The sequence below is a fragment of the Pseudomonas putida genome, assembly GCF_050990305.1.
GTDB classification, from domain to species: Bacteria; Pseudomonadota; Gammaproteobacteria; order Pseudomonadales; family Pseudomonadaceae; genus Aquipseudomonas; species Aquipseudomonas putida_AH.
The window spans coordinates 2,474,881-2,490,361 of record NZ_CP158817.1 but is presented as its reverse complement, the minus strand read 5'-3'; the positions used below and the strand labels follow the sequence as shown (position 1 = coordinate 2,490,361).

12 protein-coding genes are annotated in these 15,481 nt (G+C 61.0%); 8 read left to right on the top strand and 4 right to left on the bottom strand.

Features of this window, described 5'->3' with window-relative positions:
- Positions 1-594: 594 nt before the first annotated feature.
- The 7 genes from ABTV22_RS11595 to phnE all read left to right on the top strand — a co-directional run bounded on the left by ABTV22_RS11595 (position 595) and on the right by phnE (position 9,192).
- A complete protein-coding gene (locus ABTV22_RS11595; protein WP_433740235.1) occupies positions 595-2,331 on the top strand; it encodes a type I secretion system permease/ATPase in 1,737 nt (578 codons plus the stop codon).
- A 6-nt stretch (positions 2,332-2,337) separates the two neighbouring features.
- Positions 2,338-3,678 (top strand): HlyD family type I secretion periplasmic adaptor subunit, encoded by a 1,341-nt coding sequence (locus tag ABTV22_RS11590; RefSeq protein WP_433740234.1) that lies wholly within the window; start codon positions 2,338-2,340, stop codon positions 3,676-3,678.
- A gap of 1 nt (position 3,679) precedes the next feature.
- On the top strand, positions 3,680-5,008 hold the full coding sequence (locus tag ABTV22_RS11585; RefSeq protein ID WP_433740233.1) for a TolC family outer membrane protein: 1,329 nt from the start codon (positions 3,680-3,682) through the stop codon (positions 5,006-5,008).
- A 953-nt stretch (positions 5,009-5,961) separates the two neighbouring features.
- Entirely contained in the window at positions 5,962-6,813 is an 852-nt protein-coding gene (locus ABTV22_RS11580) for a putative selenate ABC transporter substrate-binding protein (protein WP_433740232.1), read from the top strand.
- The gene (locus ABTV22_RS11575; RefSeq protein WP_433740231.1) at positions 6,810-7,607 is read left to right on the top strand and encodes a phosphonate ABC transporter ATP-binding protein; all 798 of its coding nucleotides are present in this window, start codon (positions 6,810-6,812) and stop codon (positions 7,605-7,607) included. Before ABTV22_RS11580 ends, ABTV22_RS11575 begins: the two co-directional genes overlap by 4 nt.
- Positions 7,601-8,428, top strand: a complete 828-nt coding sequence (locus ABTV22_RS11570) for a PhnE/PtxC family ABC transporter permease (RefSeq protein WP_433740230.1) — start codon at positions 7,601-7,603, stop codon at positions 8,426-8,428. Before ABTV22_RS11575 ends, ABTV22_RS11570 begins: the two co-directional genes overlap by 7 nt.
- A complete protein-coding gene (phnE, locus tag ABTV22_RS11565; RefSeq protein ID WP_433740229.1) occupies positions 8,425-9,192 on the top strand; it encodes a phosphonate ABC transporter, permease protein PhnE in 768 nt (255 codons plus the stop codon). The genes ABTV22_RS11570 and phnE overlap by 4 nt, the downstream gene beginning before the upstream one ends.
- 2 nt (positions 9,193-9,194) lie before the next feature.
- On the opposite strand, the gene ABTV22_RS11560 is transcribed toward phnE, so the two are convergent.
- The 3 genes from ABTV22_RS11560 to ABTV22_RS11550 form a co-directional block, all read right to left on the bottom strand.
- Positions 9,195-9,887 (bottom strand): RES family NAD+ phosphorylase, encoded by a 693-nt coding sequence (locus ABTV22_RS11560; protein WP_433740228.1) that lies wholly within the window; start codon positions 9,885-9,887, stop codon positions 9,195-9,197.
- Positions 9,881-10,288 carry an antitoxin Xre-like helix-turn-helix domain-containing protein gene (locus ABTV22_RS11555; protein ID WP_433740227.1) on the bottom strand — a complete coding sequence of 136 codons (408 nt, stop codon included), beginning with the start codon at positions 10,286-10,288 and terminating at the stop codon, positions 9,881-9,883. The genes ABTV22_RS11560 and ABTV22_RS11555 overlap by 7 nt, the downstream gene beginning before the upstream one ends.
- Positions 10,289-10,485: 197 nt before the next feature.
- Positions 10,486-11,613 (bottom strand): diguanylate cyclase, encoded by a 1,128-nt coding sequence (locus ABTV22_RS11550; RefSeq protein WP_433740226.1) that lies wholly within the window; start codon positions 11,611-11,613, stop codon positions 10,486-10,488.
- A 400-nt stretch (positions 11,614-12,013) separates the two neighbouring features.
- Here ABTV22_RS11550 and katG point away from each other — a divergent pair, with 400 nt between their 5' ends.
- On the top strand, positions 12,014-14,269 hold the full coding sequence (katG, locus tag ABTV22_RS11545) for a catalase/peroxidase HPI (protein WP_433740225.1): 2,256 nt from the start codon (positions 12,014-12,016) through the stop codon (positions 14,267-14,269).
- 349 nt (positions 14,270-14,618) lie between these two features.
- On the opposite strand, the gene ABTV22_RS11540 is transcribed toward katG, so the two are convergent.
- Positions 14,619-15,431: a cupin domain-containing protein gene (locus tag ABTV22_RS11540; protein ID WP_433740224.1), complete on the bottom strand. Its 813-nt coding sequence runs from the start codon at positions 15,429-15,431 to the stop codon at positions 14,619-14,621.
- Between the last annotated feature and the right edge of the window lie 50 nt (positions 15,432-15,481).

The following is a 15,481-nucleotide window of genomic DNA, read 5'->3' as shown; positions in this document are numbered from 1 at the left end:
GGCGAGAGCAGGCGCGCAGAAGGCTAAGCCTTACGCGGGAAAAGCGCCTGGAATTCGCTGAAGGAACGGCTCGCTGAGCGATTAAGCGAAGCGAACCCGAGCCGATGGAGGCCCATGGAATCTGGAAGTCGCAGCGAACTTCCTGAACGGCTCCGTCGCCCCGCCAAAGGACGAAATGATCGACATGTTCTTGCTCCTTCAGGAGTCAACGTGCCGAGCATTGGCCAAGCGATGGCTGGCATGCGGCGGGCGACACCTCACCATGACTAAAGTTCCAGAAAAATCGCCTGTCAATATTACGCCGCAAAACCTGACGGCCGGCATCAGTCTTTCTAACTTGCTGTTATTAAACGATATATAGAAATTTCTAAGCATTACTAGAGCGAAATGTTATTTGAAACTGTATCGCTTAAGAAACAAACGCCGCCTACGCTCCAGCATGTGGGAGCAACGCGAAACCTCGGAACTTGCCAAGACAACTACACCTTGTGTCGACGCGCTGCCTACGGACCTACATCTATTGTTAGCCAGCTACGTTTACTGCCGGCTGTTTGCCGCGTGCCGTTCGGCTTTTCGGTGGGGGAATGTATCAAAATGCACAAGAATCCGAGCACCCGTTCTGAACTGGCTGACGCGATTTTTCGCCTGCGCCGGAGTTTTTACGCGCTGGCAGGCTTCAGCGGCGTCATCAACGTCATGATGTTGACGCCTGCGGTGTATATGCTCCAGGTCTACGACCGCGCCCTGGTCAGCCGCAACGTCACAACTTTGACGATGTTAACCTTGCTGGTGATCGGGCTGTTCTTGCTGATGTCCTTGCTGGAAATGGTCCGCACCCGCGTGTTGATCCGGGTCGGCAACTGCCTCGACATGGACCTCAACCGACGCGTGTTCACCGCCGCGTTCGAACGCAACCTCAGCCGCGCCGGCGGTAATCCCGCCCAGGCCCTGCAAGATCTCGCGCAAGTTCGTCAGTTCCTCACCGGCAATGCCCTGTTCGCCTTCTTCGATGCGCCGTGGACGCCGATCTACCTGCTGGTCGCCTACCTGATCCACCCGCTACTCGGACTGGTGACCCTGATCGGCTCGCTGATACTGATGGGCCTGGCCTGGCTCACCGAAAAGGCGACGCAGAAGCCGCTGGCCGAAGCCAATCAAGCCGCCCTTTCCTCCTCCCTCTATGCCAACAACAACCTGCGCAATGCCGAGGTCATCGAGGCGATGGGCATGCTGCCGGCGATCAGCAAGCGCTGGTTCCAGAGCCATTTGCGCATACTGGAAATGCAGACTCTGGCCTCTGACCGCGCCGCCCTGATCAGCAGCACCGGGCGCTTCGTGCGGATCACATTGCAATCTCTGATCCTCGGTGCCGGCGCTCTGTTGGCGATCGAAGGCAAGATCACCCCGGGGATGATGATTGCCTGTTCGATTCTCACCGGCCGCGCGCTGGGCCCGGTGGAACAGGTCATCGCATCATGGAAGCAACTGCTCGGCTGCCGTTCGGCCTGGGGCCGGCTCAACGAGATGCTGCAGGACTACCCGCGCCGGCCACCGAGCATGTCACTGCAGCGACCACAAGGCATGGTCGCGGTGGAGAATGTGTTTGCCGGCGCCCCCGGTACCAACACCACCATTTTGCGTGGGGTCAGCGTCAGCCTCGTACCGGGCGAGAGCCTTGGCGTCATCGGTCCATCCGCCTCGGGCAAATCCACCCTCGCCCGCCTGCTGGTCGGCGTCTGGCCGGCGCAGGCCGGCAAGGTACGCCTGGACGGCGCGGACATTTTCACCTGGAACAAGGGTGAACTCGGCCCTTGGCTCGGCTACTTGCCACAGGACGTGGAGCTGTTCGAGGGCACCATCGCCGACAACATTGCGCGCTTTGGCGAAGTGGACAGCGACGCGGTCATCCGCGCCGCCAAAACCACGGGTGTGCACGAGATGATCCTGCGCTTCCCGCAAGGTTATGACACCCGTCTGGGCACCGATGGCAGCCCGCTTTCCGGTGGCCAGAAGCAACGCATCGCCCTGGCCCGCGCACTGTATGGCGAGCCCAACCTGATCGTGCTGGATGAGCCGAACGCCAACCTGGACGACGTTGGCGAAAAGGCCCTGGTCGATGCGCTGGCCGTGCTCAAGGAACGCGGTGCCACCGTCATTCTGATTTCCCATCGTCCCAACGTGCTCTGCGCCGTCGACAAGGTGCTGATGCTGCGTGATGGCGGCGTGCAGATGCTCGGTACCCGCGACGAAGTATTCACCGCACTGCGCAAGGCCAGTGTGATGCCAGCGAGCGCACCGACACCGCTGTCCTCCGTCAAGGCACGGGAGTAACCGATCATGCAGATGAGCCAACACACCGAAATGATTCACGCCGACCCCAAAAGTGTGATCGACCTGGACGTCGGCAAACCTGCGCGCTGGGGCGTGTGGCTGGTGCTCGCCGGCTTTGGCGGCTTCCTCCTGTGGTCGTGGCTGGCGCCGCTGGATGCCGGCGTGGTCGCGACGGGCACAGTCAAAGTCACCAGCAATCGCAAAGCCGTGCAGCATCTGAGCGGCGGTACCGTGGAGGCCATTCTCGTTCGAGAAGGCGATGTGGTGAAAAAAGGCCAAGAGGTGGTCCGCCTCGACTCGTTGCGTGCCGTTGCCGAACAAGGTGCTGTAAGCGCCCAGTACATCGTCAGCAAAGCGGTGGAAAACCGCCTGGCAGCGGAGCGTGACGACCGCGACGTGGTGAGCTTCGACCCGGAGTTGCTCAAGCGTTTCGGCGATGACCAGCGCCTGGTGGCCGCCATGGAACTGCAACAGCACCTGCTGGACACCCGCCGTGCCGGACTTGCGGGCGAAATCAGCATCCTGGAGGAAAACCTGGCGGCGTCGCAGGTACAGCTCAAGGGCCTGCAGCAGGTCTATGGCTCCCGCGCCTCGCAAATCAACTTCCTCAACCAGGAACTGCAAGGCACCCGCGTGCTGGCGGCCGAAGGCTATGTGCCACGCAACCGCCTGCTTGAGCTCGAACGCAGCAACGCCGACTTGTCCGCCGGCCAGGCCGAGAATCTCAACAACATCGCTCGCGTGCGTAGCCAGATCACCGAAATCAAGCTGCGCATCCTGCAACGTCAGCACGACTACCTGAAAGAAGTCGATTCGCAGCTGACCGACACCGCCAAGGAAAACACCACCCTGGCCGACCGCTTGCGCGCGCTGGACTATGAAGTGACCCACACAGTGATTCGATCGCCCATCGATGGCATGGTCCAGTCCCTGAGTATTGCCACCGTCGGCGGGATCATTCAGCCGGGCTTCAAGATCATGGAAATCGTTCCGGTCAACGAACCGCTGCAGGTCGATGCGATGATTCCCGTTCAGGCCATCGACAAGATGGTCCCCGGACTGGACGTGGACCTTTCCTTCCCTGCCTTCAACCATGCCCAGACACCCAACATCCCGGGGCGGGTAAAGACCATTTCTGCCGACCGCCTGCTCGACGAGGAAAGCAAGCAGCCGTTTTATCTGGCGCAGGTGGAAGTCACACCCGATGGCATGAGCCTGCTGGGCAGCAATCATATTCGCCCCGGCATGCCCGCCAGCGTCACCATCAAGACCGGCGAGCGTAACCTGATGAGCTATCTGCTAAAACCGATGCTCGAACGTGTGGACAGCGCCTTCAAGGAACAATGAAATGGACCGTCATTGCCTGATTTTCTGCCTGCTGGGGTTGTCTCTGCCGGCCAGCGCCATGGACCTCAAGCAGGCCTGGGATCTATTGCAATACCAAGGCCCTGTCTACCGCGCTGCGGTGCATGAAAAAGAGGCCGGCGGGGAAAATCGCGCCATTGGCCTGGCGGGACTGCTACCACAGGTCAATGCCTCGGCCTACGACAACAAGGTCAATGGCACCCAACGCCAGAGCGGCATCGAGCGGGATCTGGACTACGACTCCAAGGGCGCCAATTTGCGCCTGCGCCAGCCACTGTTCAACAAACAGAAGATGGCCGAATACCGTCAGGGCCAGCAGCGTGCGGACTACAGCGTCGCCGTGTTCGATGCCAAGACCCAGGACGCCGCGGTGCGCCTGACCGAAAGCTATTTCGATGTGCTCCTGGCCAGCGAAACCATCGTCCTGGCCAAGTCCAAGCTGAGCGCCTTCGAAGAGCAACTCGCCTCGGCCAAACGGCGCATGGAGCTGGGGGCCGGCACCATTACCGACATCGACGAATCGGTCGCGCGCCGCGACCTCGCCGAAGCCGAGCTGATCGAAGCGCAGGACAACCTGATCAACGCACGCCGCAAGCTTGAGGAATTCATCGGTGAAACCCCCGATTCACTGACCACCCTGCGCCCGAGCTTCAATACGCCGCCGCTGCTGCCGGACAACCTGCAGGACTGGCTGGTCAAGGCCCAGGCCGATAGCCCGCTGATCCATGCGCGCCGTCACAGCAGCGACCTCGCCGAAGAAGAAGTGAAACGCGCCAGGGCCGGCCACTGGCCAACCCTGGATTTCGTGGCCGGTTACACGGCGGGCGATAGTCAATCAATCTCCGAACTGAATCAGCGCAACCGTTACGGCTCAATCGGGCTGGAAATCAATGTCCCGATTTTCAACGGTGGCGGCGTCAGCGCGCTGACACGCCAGGCCAGCGCCAATAGTTACAAAGCCCTGGACGAACTCGATGCCACGCGACAGGAAGTCATCTCCGGAACCACCCGCGAGTATCACGGCATACAGAGCGGCGCCAAACGCATTCACGCACTGGAAAAGGCCGTGCAGTCCAATGAACGCTCGTTGATGTCGACCCGCAAGGGCTTCAAGGAGGGGGGCACCAGCACCAACTCGGACGTTCTCAATGCCGAAGAACTGCTCTTCGTGGCGCGCCACGACCTGTTCGAGGCCAAGCTGCGCTACTTGATGTCGCGCCTGCGCCTGGCCTCTTCGGTGGGCAGTCTGGGCGACGATGATATCGACCAGATCAATGACTACCTTGGCCCGGAGTTGTTGGTAAAAAACTAGTTTTCATCTGCTGGTCGGTCGAACCCAAAGATCGGCGCCCCCTTCGCTGCACTGGCATTTCGCACTTGCAACCCAGCAACACCGAGCACTTTGTGGCGAGGGGATTTATCCCCGCTGGGCCGCGAAGCAACCCCAAAAAGATCGCAGCCTTCGGCAGCTCCTACAGACTCACGCCTCCCGGTAGGAGCTGCCGAAGGCTGCGATCTTTTGATCCTGGTCAGCTCCACGCTGCTGAACATCAAGATCAAAGGATCGCCACCTCGCTTCACTCGGCAGCTCCTACACCTACGGATCGAGCACTTTGTGGCGAGGAGATTTATCCTCGCTGGGCCGCGAAGCAACCCCAAAAAGATCGCAGCCTTCGGCAGCTCCTACAGACTCACGCCTCCCGGTAGGCGCTGCCGAAGGCTGCGATCTTTTGATCCTGGTCAGCTCCACGCTGCTGAACATCAAGATCAAAGGATCGCCACCTCGTTTCACTCGGCAGCTCCTACTCCTACGGATCGAGCACTTTGTGGCGAGGGGATTTATCCTCGCTGGGCCGCGAAGCAACCCCAAAAAGATCGCAGCCTTCGGCAGCGCCTACAGACTCACGCTTCCCGGTAGGAGCTGCCGAAGGCTGCGATCTTTTGATCCTGGTCAGCTCCACGCTGCTGAACATCAAGATCAAAGGATCGCCACCTCGTTTCACTCGGCAGCTCCTACTCCTAGGGATCGAGCACTTTGTGGCGAGGGGATTTATCCCCGCTGGGCCGCGAAGCAGCCCCAAAAAGATCGCAGCCTCGTTTCACTCGCCAGCTCCTACTTCTGCGGATCGCTCAAATCCAGCTCTCGGTTCGCGTGGTGTGTCCTCTATACTGGCGCCTTTTCGTCTACCCTCTCAATGCGTCCCGCCACCATCAGCCGGCGCTCGGCGCATCGACCCTCTTGTGCAAACCAAACGGAGAATTTCCATGCTCAAGCGTACCCTGGCATTGGCCGTCGGCTTGACCCTGTCTGTTTGCAGCGTGCTCGCACAAGCGGCGGACACCCTCAAAGTCAGCGCGATTCCTGATGAGGCGCCGACTGAACTGCTGCGCAAATTCAAGCCGCTGGGTGCCTACCTGGAGCAGCAATTGGGCATGAAGGTCGAGTTCGTGCCAGTGAGCGACTACCCCGCCGTGGTCGAGGCACTGGCCACCGACCGCATCGACCTGGCCTGGCTGGGCGGTTTCACCTTCGTGCAGGCACGCCTGAAGACCGGCAATGCCATCCCGTTGGTGCAGCGCGAGCAGGACGCGAAGTTCACCAGCAAATTCATCAGCGCCGACCCGGCCGTCAAATCCCTGGCCGACCTCAAGGGCAAGTCCTTCGCCTTCGGCTCGGTGTCCTCCACTTCGGGCAGTTTGATGCCGCGTTACTTCATGCTCCAGGACGGCATCCGACCAGAAACCTACTTCAGTCGCGTGGGCTACTCCGGCGCCCACGACGCCACCGTCGCCTGGGTGCAGGCCGGCAAAGTCGATGCCGGGGTGTTGAACGCCAGTGTCTGGGAAAAACTGGTCGCCGCCGGCAAGGTCGACACTGACAAGGTCAAAGTGTTTGCCACCACGCCGGCCTACTTCGACTACAACTGGACCGTTCGCGGAACCCTCGACCCAGCGCTCGCCAACAAGATCAAGGCCGCCTTCCTGGCGCTCGATCCAGCGAAGCCTGCGGACAAGGAAATTCTGGATCTTCAAGCCGCCAGCCGCTTCATCGAAACCAGCCCCGAGAACTACAAGGGCATCGAGGAAGCCGCCCGAGCCGCCGACCTGCTCAAATGAGTTTGCAACTGACCGGGATCAGCCTGACCCATGCCAATGGCGTCCAGGCGCTACGGGGGGTGGACCTGCACATCGCTGCCAGCGAACAGGTGGCGATCATCGGCCCGTCCGGCGCGGGCAAGTCGAGCCTGCTCAATCTGCTGGCCACCGCCCTGCGCCCCGGCAATGGCGAGTTGCAGGTGTTGGGCGAGCGCGCCTGGCAGTTGTCCGCCCGTCAACGTCAGCGCCTGCGCGCCCGTATCGGTCTGGTGCATCAGGCGCCTCCCCTGCCCCCGCGTCAGCGCGTGGTCACGGCGGTGCTGGCCGGCAAACTGGGCCAATGGGGGCTGGGCAAGAGCCTGCTGAACCTGCTGTATCCGCTGGACATTCCTGGCGCGCGTGCGGCGTTGGCCCGGTTGGATCTGGGTGACAAGTTGTTCGCGCAGTGCCAGCAACTGTCCGGAGGCCAATTGCAGCGGGTGGGCGTAGCCCGCGTGTTGTACCAGGCGCCCGAGGTGCTGCTGGCCGATGAGCCGGTGTCGGCGATGGACCCGGTACTGGCCGGACACACGCTGTCGGTGCTCTGTCGGCATGCCCGGGAACACAACGTCACGCTGGTCGCCAGCCTGCATGCGGTGGAACTGGCCCTGGCGCATTTTGCGCGCATCATCGGCCTGCGTGACGGGCAGATTATGTTTGACCTGCCAGCGAGCGCCGTCGACAGCGAGCTGCTCGACAAGCTCTACGCCAACGAGCAACTGCAATCGCCACCGGTGCCTCAAGTACCCCTGAGCGTGCAGATTCCCCGATGCTGACCCGCGATGCCCGAGATCCGGCCACCCGGCCCCGCCTGCTGCTCAGCCTGCTGGCGCTTGCCCTGCTATGGCCGGGCATCCGCTTCAGCGAACTGGATCTGGGCGTGCTGTTGGCGGCCGACAGCCAGAGCGAAATGGGTCGCTTCGTATCGACGTTCTGGCCGCCGGCCCATGGCGAGGATTTCCTCCAGCTTTTGTGGCAAGCCACGCTGCAAACCCTGGCCATCGCCACGGCCGGCATGACCCTGGCGTTGCTGTTGGCGGTGCCTGCCAGTTTGCTGGCCAGCCGTGCGCTGTCGCTGTCGGCGGCTTCCCGTGGCGGTCGCCCAAGTGTGTGGGGACGACTGTTGCGCTGGCCGGTGCGCGGATTGCTGATCTTCCTGCGCAGCGTGCCGGAAATCGTCTGGGCCTTGCTGTTCGTGCGCGCCGTCGGCCTTGGCCCCACGGCCGGGGTGTTGGCCATCGGCATTACTTACAGCGGCATGCTGGGCAAGGTCTATGCGGAAATCTTCGAGTCGGTGGACCAGCGTCCGGCCCATGCATTGCTGCAGGCCGGTAGCGGTCGGCTCTCGGCGTTTGCCTACGGCATCCTGCCCAATGTCGCGGCCGAGCTGCTGTCGTACACGGTGTACCGATGGGAATGTGCCATCCGCGCCTCGGTGGTGATGGGCTTCGTCGGCGCAGGCGGATTGGGTCAGCAAATGGACCTGTCGCTACGCATGTTCGCCGGTGGTGAAGTGGCCAGCCTGTTGCTGACCTTTCTGCTGTTGGTGCTGCTGGCCGATCAACTCAGCCGCCTGTTGCGCTGGAGGCTGGTATGAATCGCCTGATCAACTTGGCCCTGCTGCTGTGCATCGGTGTCGCGGTGGTCGCTTCATTCAGCTATCTGAACATTGACCTCACTGCACTGGGCGGCAGTGACAACCTCAAGCAGATGACGGCCTATGCGCAGCGTTTTCTCAGCCCGGACCTGAGCCCGCGCCACCTGCAAGCCATCGCTCAGGGTGCGCTGGAAACCCTGGCCATGTCCGCTCTGGGCACCTTGCTCGCCGCCGTGTTCGGCCTGATTTTGGCGTTACCTGCGGCCGGTCGATTCGGCTGGCCCTTCAAGAGCGTGTCGCGCCTGGCACTCAACGCCTTGCGGGCGATTCCGGAGCTGGTCTGGGCCGCGCTGATGGTGCTGGCCGCCGGGCTCGGGCCGAATGCCGGCACCCTGGCGCTGGCCCTGCACACTACCGGCGTGCTTGGCCGGCTGTTCGCCGAAGCCCTGGAAAACACTCCGCCGCAACCGGCCGAGGCGATCCGCCTGCAAGGGGCCAATGCCGTATGGGCGTTCTGCTACGGCACCCTGCCCAATCTGTTGCCGCAGTTACTGGCCTACATCCTGTACCGCTGGGAAAACAATATCCGCATGGCCAGCGTGCTCGGCTTCGTCGGTGCGGGCGGCTTGGGCCAGATGCTGTACGTCAGCCTCAGCCTGTTTCAGGAAGCCCAGGCCAGCACGGTGATTCTGGCCATGTTGCTGCTGGTGTTTGCGGTCGACTCACTGAGCAGCTGGAGCCGTCAGCGCTGGGTCAAGGCCTGAGGTCAGGCTTCGCTGATCTGGTTGACGCTGGTGATCTGCCGGTTCCAGATCATCTCGTAATGGGCGGTCTGGACAATCGACAGCACTGGTCGAGGGGTCATCAAGGCCCAGCATTGGCTGCCCGGCCTGCGCACGGAGTGGTAACGCAGGCCGGGGCAACGGGCCTGCCTGATGGCTTTGCCAAACCCATGGGAATGCGAGTAATCATCGGGATCGTAGATCGGATCGGTGAGCACAATGGATGTCGCCTCTTTCATCGCTTTGTCATGAAACGAGCAGGACAGCCCACGAAAAACAAAGCGCTCATAGTTGAGGTCGCGCACGTTCGACCAGTACAGCGTTTGATGATGCTGCACCTCGGCCAACGCCGTTTCCAGGGTGTCGGCCAGGTACAGCACGCCATAGCTGCCATCGCTGAATCGCGACCCCGCCGGGTTGACGTGGGTAAAGGGCGCCGTCGCATAAGAGCAGCCAGGAATGCCGAACGGGATCTCGCTGCGGGGGATCAACTCAAGCTGACCGACCTCGTTTTTCAGGCGCGGATTGGTCAATGCCTGGATCTCGTACAACACCTCGAACTCGTCCGCATCGGCCACGTCATCAAACATCGCAATCGGCGGAAACTTTGAATTGACCAGGCGCCAGGCCTGTAACGGTTCACCGGTGAATACGGGAAGTTGATTGACCATCACCATTGCGCGCCCCGCAGCGCGTCGATCCGGCGAAAGGTTTCGTACAACGAAATCATGTCCCCCTGGCACATGATCTCAAGCGGTGTCCGACCGTTAAAAAACTCATTGTCGTTGGCCATCGAAACAAAACCGTAGACGTTCTGCGGGTTGTCAAAGATCAGGCGCAAGGTGGCGTGGATGTTCAGCACAAAGCTGATGCGCTGCATCTGGTCGGCATCCAGTGCCACGGCCCAATCGGGATCGCGCTGCCTGGCGCGGGTGTAGGTGCTGCGGGAAATGCGCAGGATGCGACAAGCCTGCTCGCTGGACACGGCCCATTTTTCCAGGATGCCGACCGCGGCCCGCAGGCCGGTCACGCATTGGTTCTTGGTGAATCCCTGCTGGGACTGAAGGGCGAGTGACATGCCGGACCTCTCTTTTTGAGTCTATAGATTCAAAAATAGGCATTATGCATCTATAGATCAACAACCCATCGACCAGTGGCCCAGACTGTCATGCCACAACACCGTTCTTTTGACCTTGCACTGGAAAATCAAAAGATCGCAGCCTTCGGCAGCTCCTACAGAGAAATGATCAGATCGGCGGCCAGGCCGCCTCGCGCCTACTCCGACACCACCACCTGATTGCGCCCCCGCGCCTTCGCCCGGTACAGCGCCTTGTCGGCGTTGCTCATCAGGCTGTGCAGATCCTTATCACTGGTATCCATGGACGCCACCCCGACACTGGCCGTGATGCAGTGCACCGGCCCGGTCATCAGGCCGGCAATGGAATGGACAAGTTCCTCGGCAATGTTTTGCGCGGTTTCAAGGGAGGTGTCCGGCAGCAAAACGGCAAACTCCTCCCCGCCCAGTCGGCCGTAGACATCGGTTTCGCGAAAGGATCGGCAGATGACCACGCCCATTTGGCGCAGCACCTGATCACCGACCTGATGGCCGTAGGTGTCGTTGATATGTTTGAAGTGATCCATGTCCAGCATCACCGCACACAGCGGCAACTGGTAGTTCTGGCAATGGTTATAGAGCCTCTGGGCCTGCTCGAAGAACGCCCGGCGATTCTTCAGGCCCGTCAGTTCATCGGTTTGCGCGGCGCGGGTGGAAATGCTGTGCGCCAGTTCCATTTCACGGGTCAGGCGAAAGGCCGCCTCCAAAGCCTCGGAAAGCTTGCGTGTCGCGCTGCACACAAAGGAGGCGAAGACCAGAACGGCCAGGCCCATACCCACTTGCAGGGTCGAAGGCTGGAGCAAGAGCCAGAAGGTACAGGGCAACAACACCAGGGCGATGGACACGACGGTCATGTAGCGATAGGCCGAATAACAGGACACCGCGCTGACAGACATACCGACGGTAAACAGCATCACCAGCGCCTGGGCCAACAGGTCGTCGGGCGGCATGACGGCCAACGCGCCACCGCCCCAAATACCGGCGGACAACACCAGGGTAACCAGGTAAATACGCTCCCAGCGTTCGGGTGTGCGTGCCGTTTCCACACTGCGGAAATACATCAAGAACATCGTGATGCGCACCAGCGTCGACGCCGTCAACAAGGCGACCCACCCGATAACGACGTCATGATCGAAACGCTCCCAGCACAGCCAGCACAGCATGACCAATGCCAGGAAACTGCCGAAAACCGCGGTAACCGATTGCCGAAACAGCTGATGCAATCGGTCTGTGCGCACCTGCTGGGCGATAAAGCGTTCCTGCTCGTGCCGTAATCGAAGGGCATCCATTGTGTTCGCCTGATAATGCTGCAGTGACGTCGAGTATTGTGGCACATCGCCAATGGGCACCTGCAAATCCCTGTGCACCGGTAAAAGATTTCGCCTATCAGTCACTAATACTCCCGCTATTAGCTGACTTGCCATTCGGGGTCTACCCTTTTCTAGCGTCGGCGTAGTCTGGCCGACACAGACCTGATGTGAAGATAAGAATGAGCCGGAAACTGACCAGGCGTAGTGTGGGTCGTCATGATGGCAACTTGACTGCCACTGCCCGTAATGCCCACGTGACCACAACGATCGGTTGATCGACATGCGGATCCGGCAGCCTGAGTCACTGATTTCGCTCGCTTCCATTCCAGGCCCGAACCGGGCCGGGTAGCGCAAGAACTCGACCGAGGGTAGCTCACACATGGCAACTGAATCGAAATGCCCGTTCAATCATGCCGCCGGCGGTGGCACAACGAACCGCGACTGGTGGCCGAACCAACTGAATCTTAAGATCCTGCACCAGCACTCGTCCCTGTCTGACCCAGCGGACGAGGGCTTCAAGTATGCCGAAGCCTATAAAAAGCTGGACTTTGCGGCAGTCAAAAGAGACCTGACTGCGCTGATGACTGACTCGCAAGACTGGTGGCCGGCGGACTTCGGTCACTACGGCCCACTGTTCATTCGCATGGCCTGGCACGCCGCCGGCACCTACCGTACCGGTGACGGCCGCGGTGGCGCCGGTTCCGGCCAGCAACGCTTCGCGCCGCTCAACAGTTGGCCGGACAACGTCAGCCTCGACAAGGCACGCCGGCTGTTGTGGCCGATCAAGCAGAAGTACGGTCGCAACATTTCCTGGGCCGACCTGATCGTGCTCACCGGCAACGTCGCGCTGGAATCCATGGGCTTCAAGACCTTCGGTTTCTCCGGCGGCCGCCCGGACGTCTGGGAACCGGATGAGGACGTGTACTGGGGTTCGGAAAACAAATGGCTGGGCGGTGACGTCCGTTACGACAAAGGGCAAAAACCCGTACAAGCCCCCGGCGATGTGCCATTGGTGGCCGAACCCGGGAAAAACGATGCCAGCCGTACCGAAGGCGAGCGCAATCTGGAAAATCCGCTGGCCGCCGTGCAAATGGGCCTGATCTACGTGAACCCGGAAGGCCCGGAGGGCAATCCCGACCCAGTGGCCGCCGGCAGGGATATCCGCGAAACCTTCGCCCGCATGGCCATGAATGACGAAGAAACCGTGGCCCTGATCGCCGGTGGCCACGCCTTCGGCAAGACCCACGGCGCCGGCCCTGCCGATAACGTCGGCCCTGAACCGGAAGCCGCTGGCCTGGAACAACAGGGTCTGGGCTGGAAAAGCAGCTTCGGCACCGGCAAGGGCGCCGACACCATCACCAGCGGCCTGGAAGTGACCTGGACCACCACGCCAACGAAGTGGAGCAACAACTTCCTGGAAAACGTGTTCGGTTTCGAGTGGGAACTGTCGAAAAGCCCGGCCGGTGCACACCAGTGGGTACCGAAAAACGGTGCCGGCGCTGGCATTATTCCGGACGCTCACGACCCATCCAAACGCCGCAACCCCACCATGCTGACCACCGACCTGGCCCTGCGCTTCGACCCGATCTACGAGCCGATTTCCCGGCGTTTCCTGCAGAACCCGGATCAACTGGCCGATGCCTTCGCCCGAGCCTGGTACAAACTGATCCACCGCGACATGGGCCCGCTCTCGCGCTACCTCGGCCCGGAAATGCCTAAGGAAGAATTGCTGTGGCAAGACCCGATCCCGGCGGTCGACCACCCACTGGTCAACGACAGTGACGTCACCGCGCTCAAGAGCAAAGTGCTGGCCTCGGGCCTGAGCGTCCCGCAGCTTGTGTCAACAGCTTGGGCGGCGGCTTCCACCTTCCGTGGTTCGGACAAACGCGGCGGTGCCAACGGCGCACGTCTGCGCCTGGAACCCCAGAAATCCTGGGCCGCCAACCAGCCAGCACAACTGGCTGGCGTACTTGCGAAACTCGAAGGCATCCAGAAGGAGTTCAATGCCGGCGGCAAGAAAATCTCGCTGGCGGATCTGATCGTGCTGGCCGGGTCTGCCGGCGTCGAGCAGGCGGCGAAAAATGCCGGGCATACCGTGACGGTGCCATTCACGCCAGGGCGGATGGACGCGAGCCAGGAACAGACGGATGTCGAATCCTTCGGCTTCCTCGAACCCATCGCCGATGGCTTCCGCAACTACCTCAAAACCCGTTACCGCGTATCGGCCGAGCACCTGTTGATCGACAAGGCGCAATTGCTGACCCTCACGGCCCCGGAAATGACCGCGCTGATTGGCGGCCTGCGTGTGCTCGACACCAACGTCGGACAAACCGCCCACGGTGTGTTCACGACTCGCAAGGGGGCGTTGACCAACGACTTCTTCACCAACCTGCTGGACATGGGCGTGGAATGGACCCCCAAGTCAGCGGACAACGAAGAGTTTGAAGGTCGTGATCGCAAGACCGGTCAGCCGAAGTGGACCGCAACCCGTGTGGACCTGGTTTTCGGCTCCAACTCACAACTGCGGGCGCTGTCTGAGTTCTATGCCAGCTCCGACAACAAGGAGAAATTCGTCAAGGACTTCGTGGCGGCGTGGACCAAAGTGATGAACCTGGATCGCTTCGACCTGAAGTGATGTGAACGGAGACCACCTCGACCCTGCTTGGGTCGAGGTGGTCCTCTTTTGGATCAGCTTTGTGCGGTCGGCGCTTGCTCGGGCGCTCTGTAGACGCTGTTTGCACACTCCATAAAAGAATCCTGAAAATCAAAGTGCGCGATCAATAATCAGAAAACTCATCCCGATAACACACTGGCGAACTGGCGCCTGGGTATCGATCGACCTCCTCTCGCCATTGGGCAAGAAATCGCCGCTGTAATGCCTCTCTTGTCGCCGCAGGGCAAGCCTGCGCTCGACGGCGAAGCAGCCGTAAAACCTGCCCCCGCGATCGGCCTGATAAACCGAATTGAAGTAAGTTCATGATCACTCAGCCCCTCCACTCCCGCGGACTCACCCCGGTTTTGCGGCGAAACGCCCGGGCCAGGGCCGAAGGGCTTTCGTAACCAACCTCTTCGGCGATCAACGCAATCGGCTTGCCTTCGCGCAGACGCTTCTGCGCCAGGCTGATGCGCCAGCTCACCAGATAATCCACCGGCGCCTGGCCCACCACGCGCTTGAAGTGCTCGGCAAAACTGGCGCGGGACATGTTGGCCTGGGCCGACAGCTCAGCCACGCTCCAGGCTTTGGCTGGCGCTTCGTGCATCTGGCTCAAGGGTCGCGCCAGACGCGCATCGGCCAAACCGGCCATCATTCCCGGCTGCTGATTGCCCGTATTCAGTATGTAGCGCAGCAACTGAATCACCAGCAGTTCAAACAGCCGGTCCATCATCGCCTCACGGCCGCAACTGCCGTCAAAGGCTTCGTTGAACAACCATTCCAGGGTGCTGGCCAAGGTCGGGATCTCATCGAGTTTGAGCACCAAGTAATCCGGCAACGCCGTGGCCAGGGCATTGCCCGACCCGCCATCGAAACTCAGGGATGCACACACCAGTTGCGTGGCAGACGCTTCGGTGGCGAACAGGCGGTGACGGTAAGGGCGAGGGAAAAAGATCAGCGTCGGCTCGGCGAGGCGCAGCTCACGCTCATCCGCCAGCTTCAGGGTGACCTCGCCGGCCTGGAGTAAATGCAAATGACCGCACGCCTGGCTGCCATCAAAGGCCGTCGTACCGCAAAACGTACCGCAGTGAAAGGTGCCGGCGTTAACACCGAAATGCGTGAGCAAGGTAGACAGGCGATCCATGGGGCAACTCCCGGGAACAGTTCTGGACGATCTGTCGCATATCGTCGACG

Bases quoted from the DNA above. Each gene is read 5' to 3' on its own strand.
- ABTV22_RS11580 (WP_433740232.1), top strand. From the start codon at position 5,962: ATGCTCAAGCGTACCCTGGCATTGGCCGTCGGCTTGACCCTGTCTGTT.
- ABTV22_RS11575 (WP_433740231.1), top strand. From the start codon at position 6,810: ATGAGTTTGCAACTGACCGGGATCAGCCTGACCCATGCCAATGGCGTC.
- ABTV22_RS11590 (WP_433740234.1), top strand. From the start codon at position 2,338: ATGCAGATGAGCCAACACACCGAAATGATTCACGCCGACCCCAAAAGT.
- ABTV22_RS11555 (WP_433740227.1), bottom strand. From the start codon at position 10,288: ATGTCACTCGCCCTTCAGTCCCAGCAGGGATTCACCAAGAACCAATGC.
- ABTV22_RS11540 (WP_433740224.1), bottom strand. From the start codon at position 15,431: ATGGATCGCCTGTCTACCTTGCTCACGCATTTCGGTGTTAACGCCGGC.
- ABTV22_RS11550 (WP_433740226.1), bottom strand. From the start codon at position 11,613: ATGGATGCCCTTCGATTACGGCACGAGCAGGAACGCTTTATCGCCCAG.
- ABTV22_RS11595 (WP_433740235.1), top strand. From the start codon at position 595: ATGCACAAGAATCCGAGCACCCGTTCTGAACTGGCTGACGCGATTTTT.
- ABTV22_RS11570 (WP_433740230.1), top strand. From the start codon at position 7,601: ATGCTGACCCGCGATGCCCGAGATCCGGCCACCCGGCCCCGCCTGCTG.
- phnE (WP_433740229.1), top strand. From the start codon at position 8,425: ATGAATCGCCTGATCAACTTGGCCCTGCTGCTGTGCATCGGTGTCGCG.
- katG (WP_433740225.1), top strand. From the start codon at position 12,014: ATGGCAACTGAATCGAAATGCCCGTTCAATCATGCCGCCGGCGGTGGC.
- ABTV22_RS11585 (WP_433740233.1), top strand. From the start codon at position 3,680: ATGGACCGTCATTGCCTGATTTTCTGCCTGCTGGGGTTGTCTCTGCCG.
- ABTV22_RS11560 (WP_433740228.1), bottom strand. From the start codon at position 9,887: ATGGTGATGGTCAATCAACTTCCCGTATTCACCGGTGAACCGTTACAG.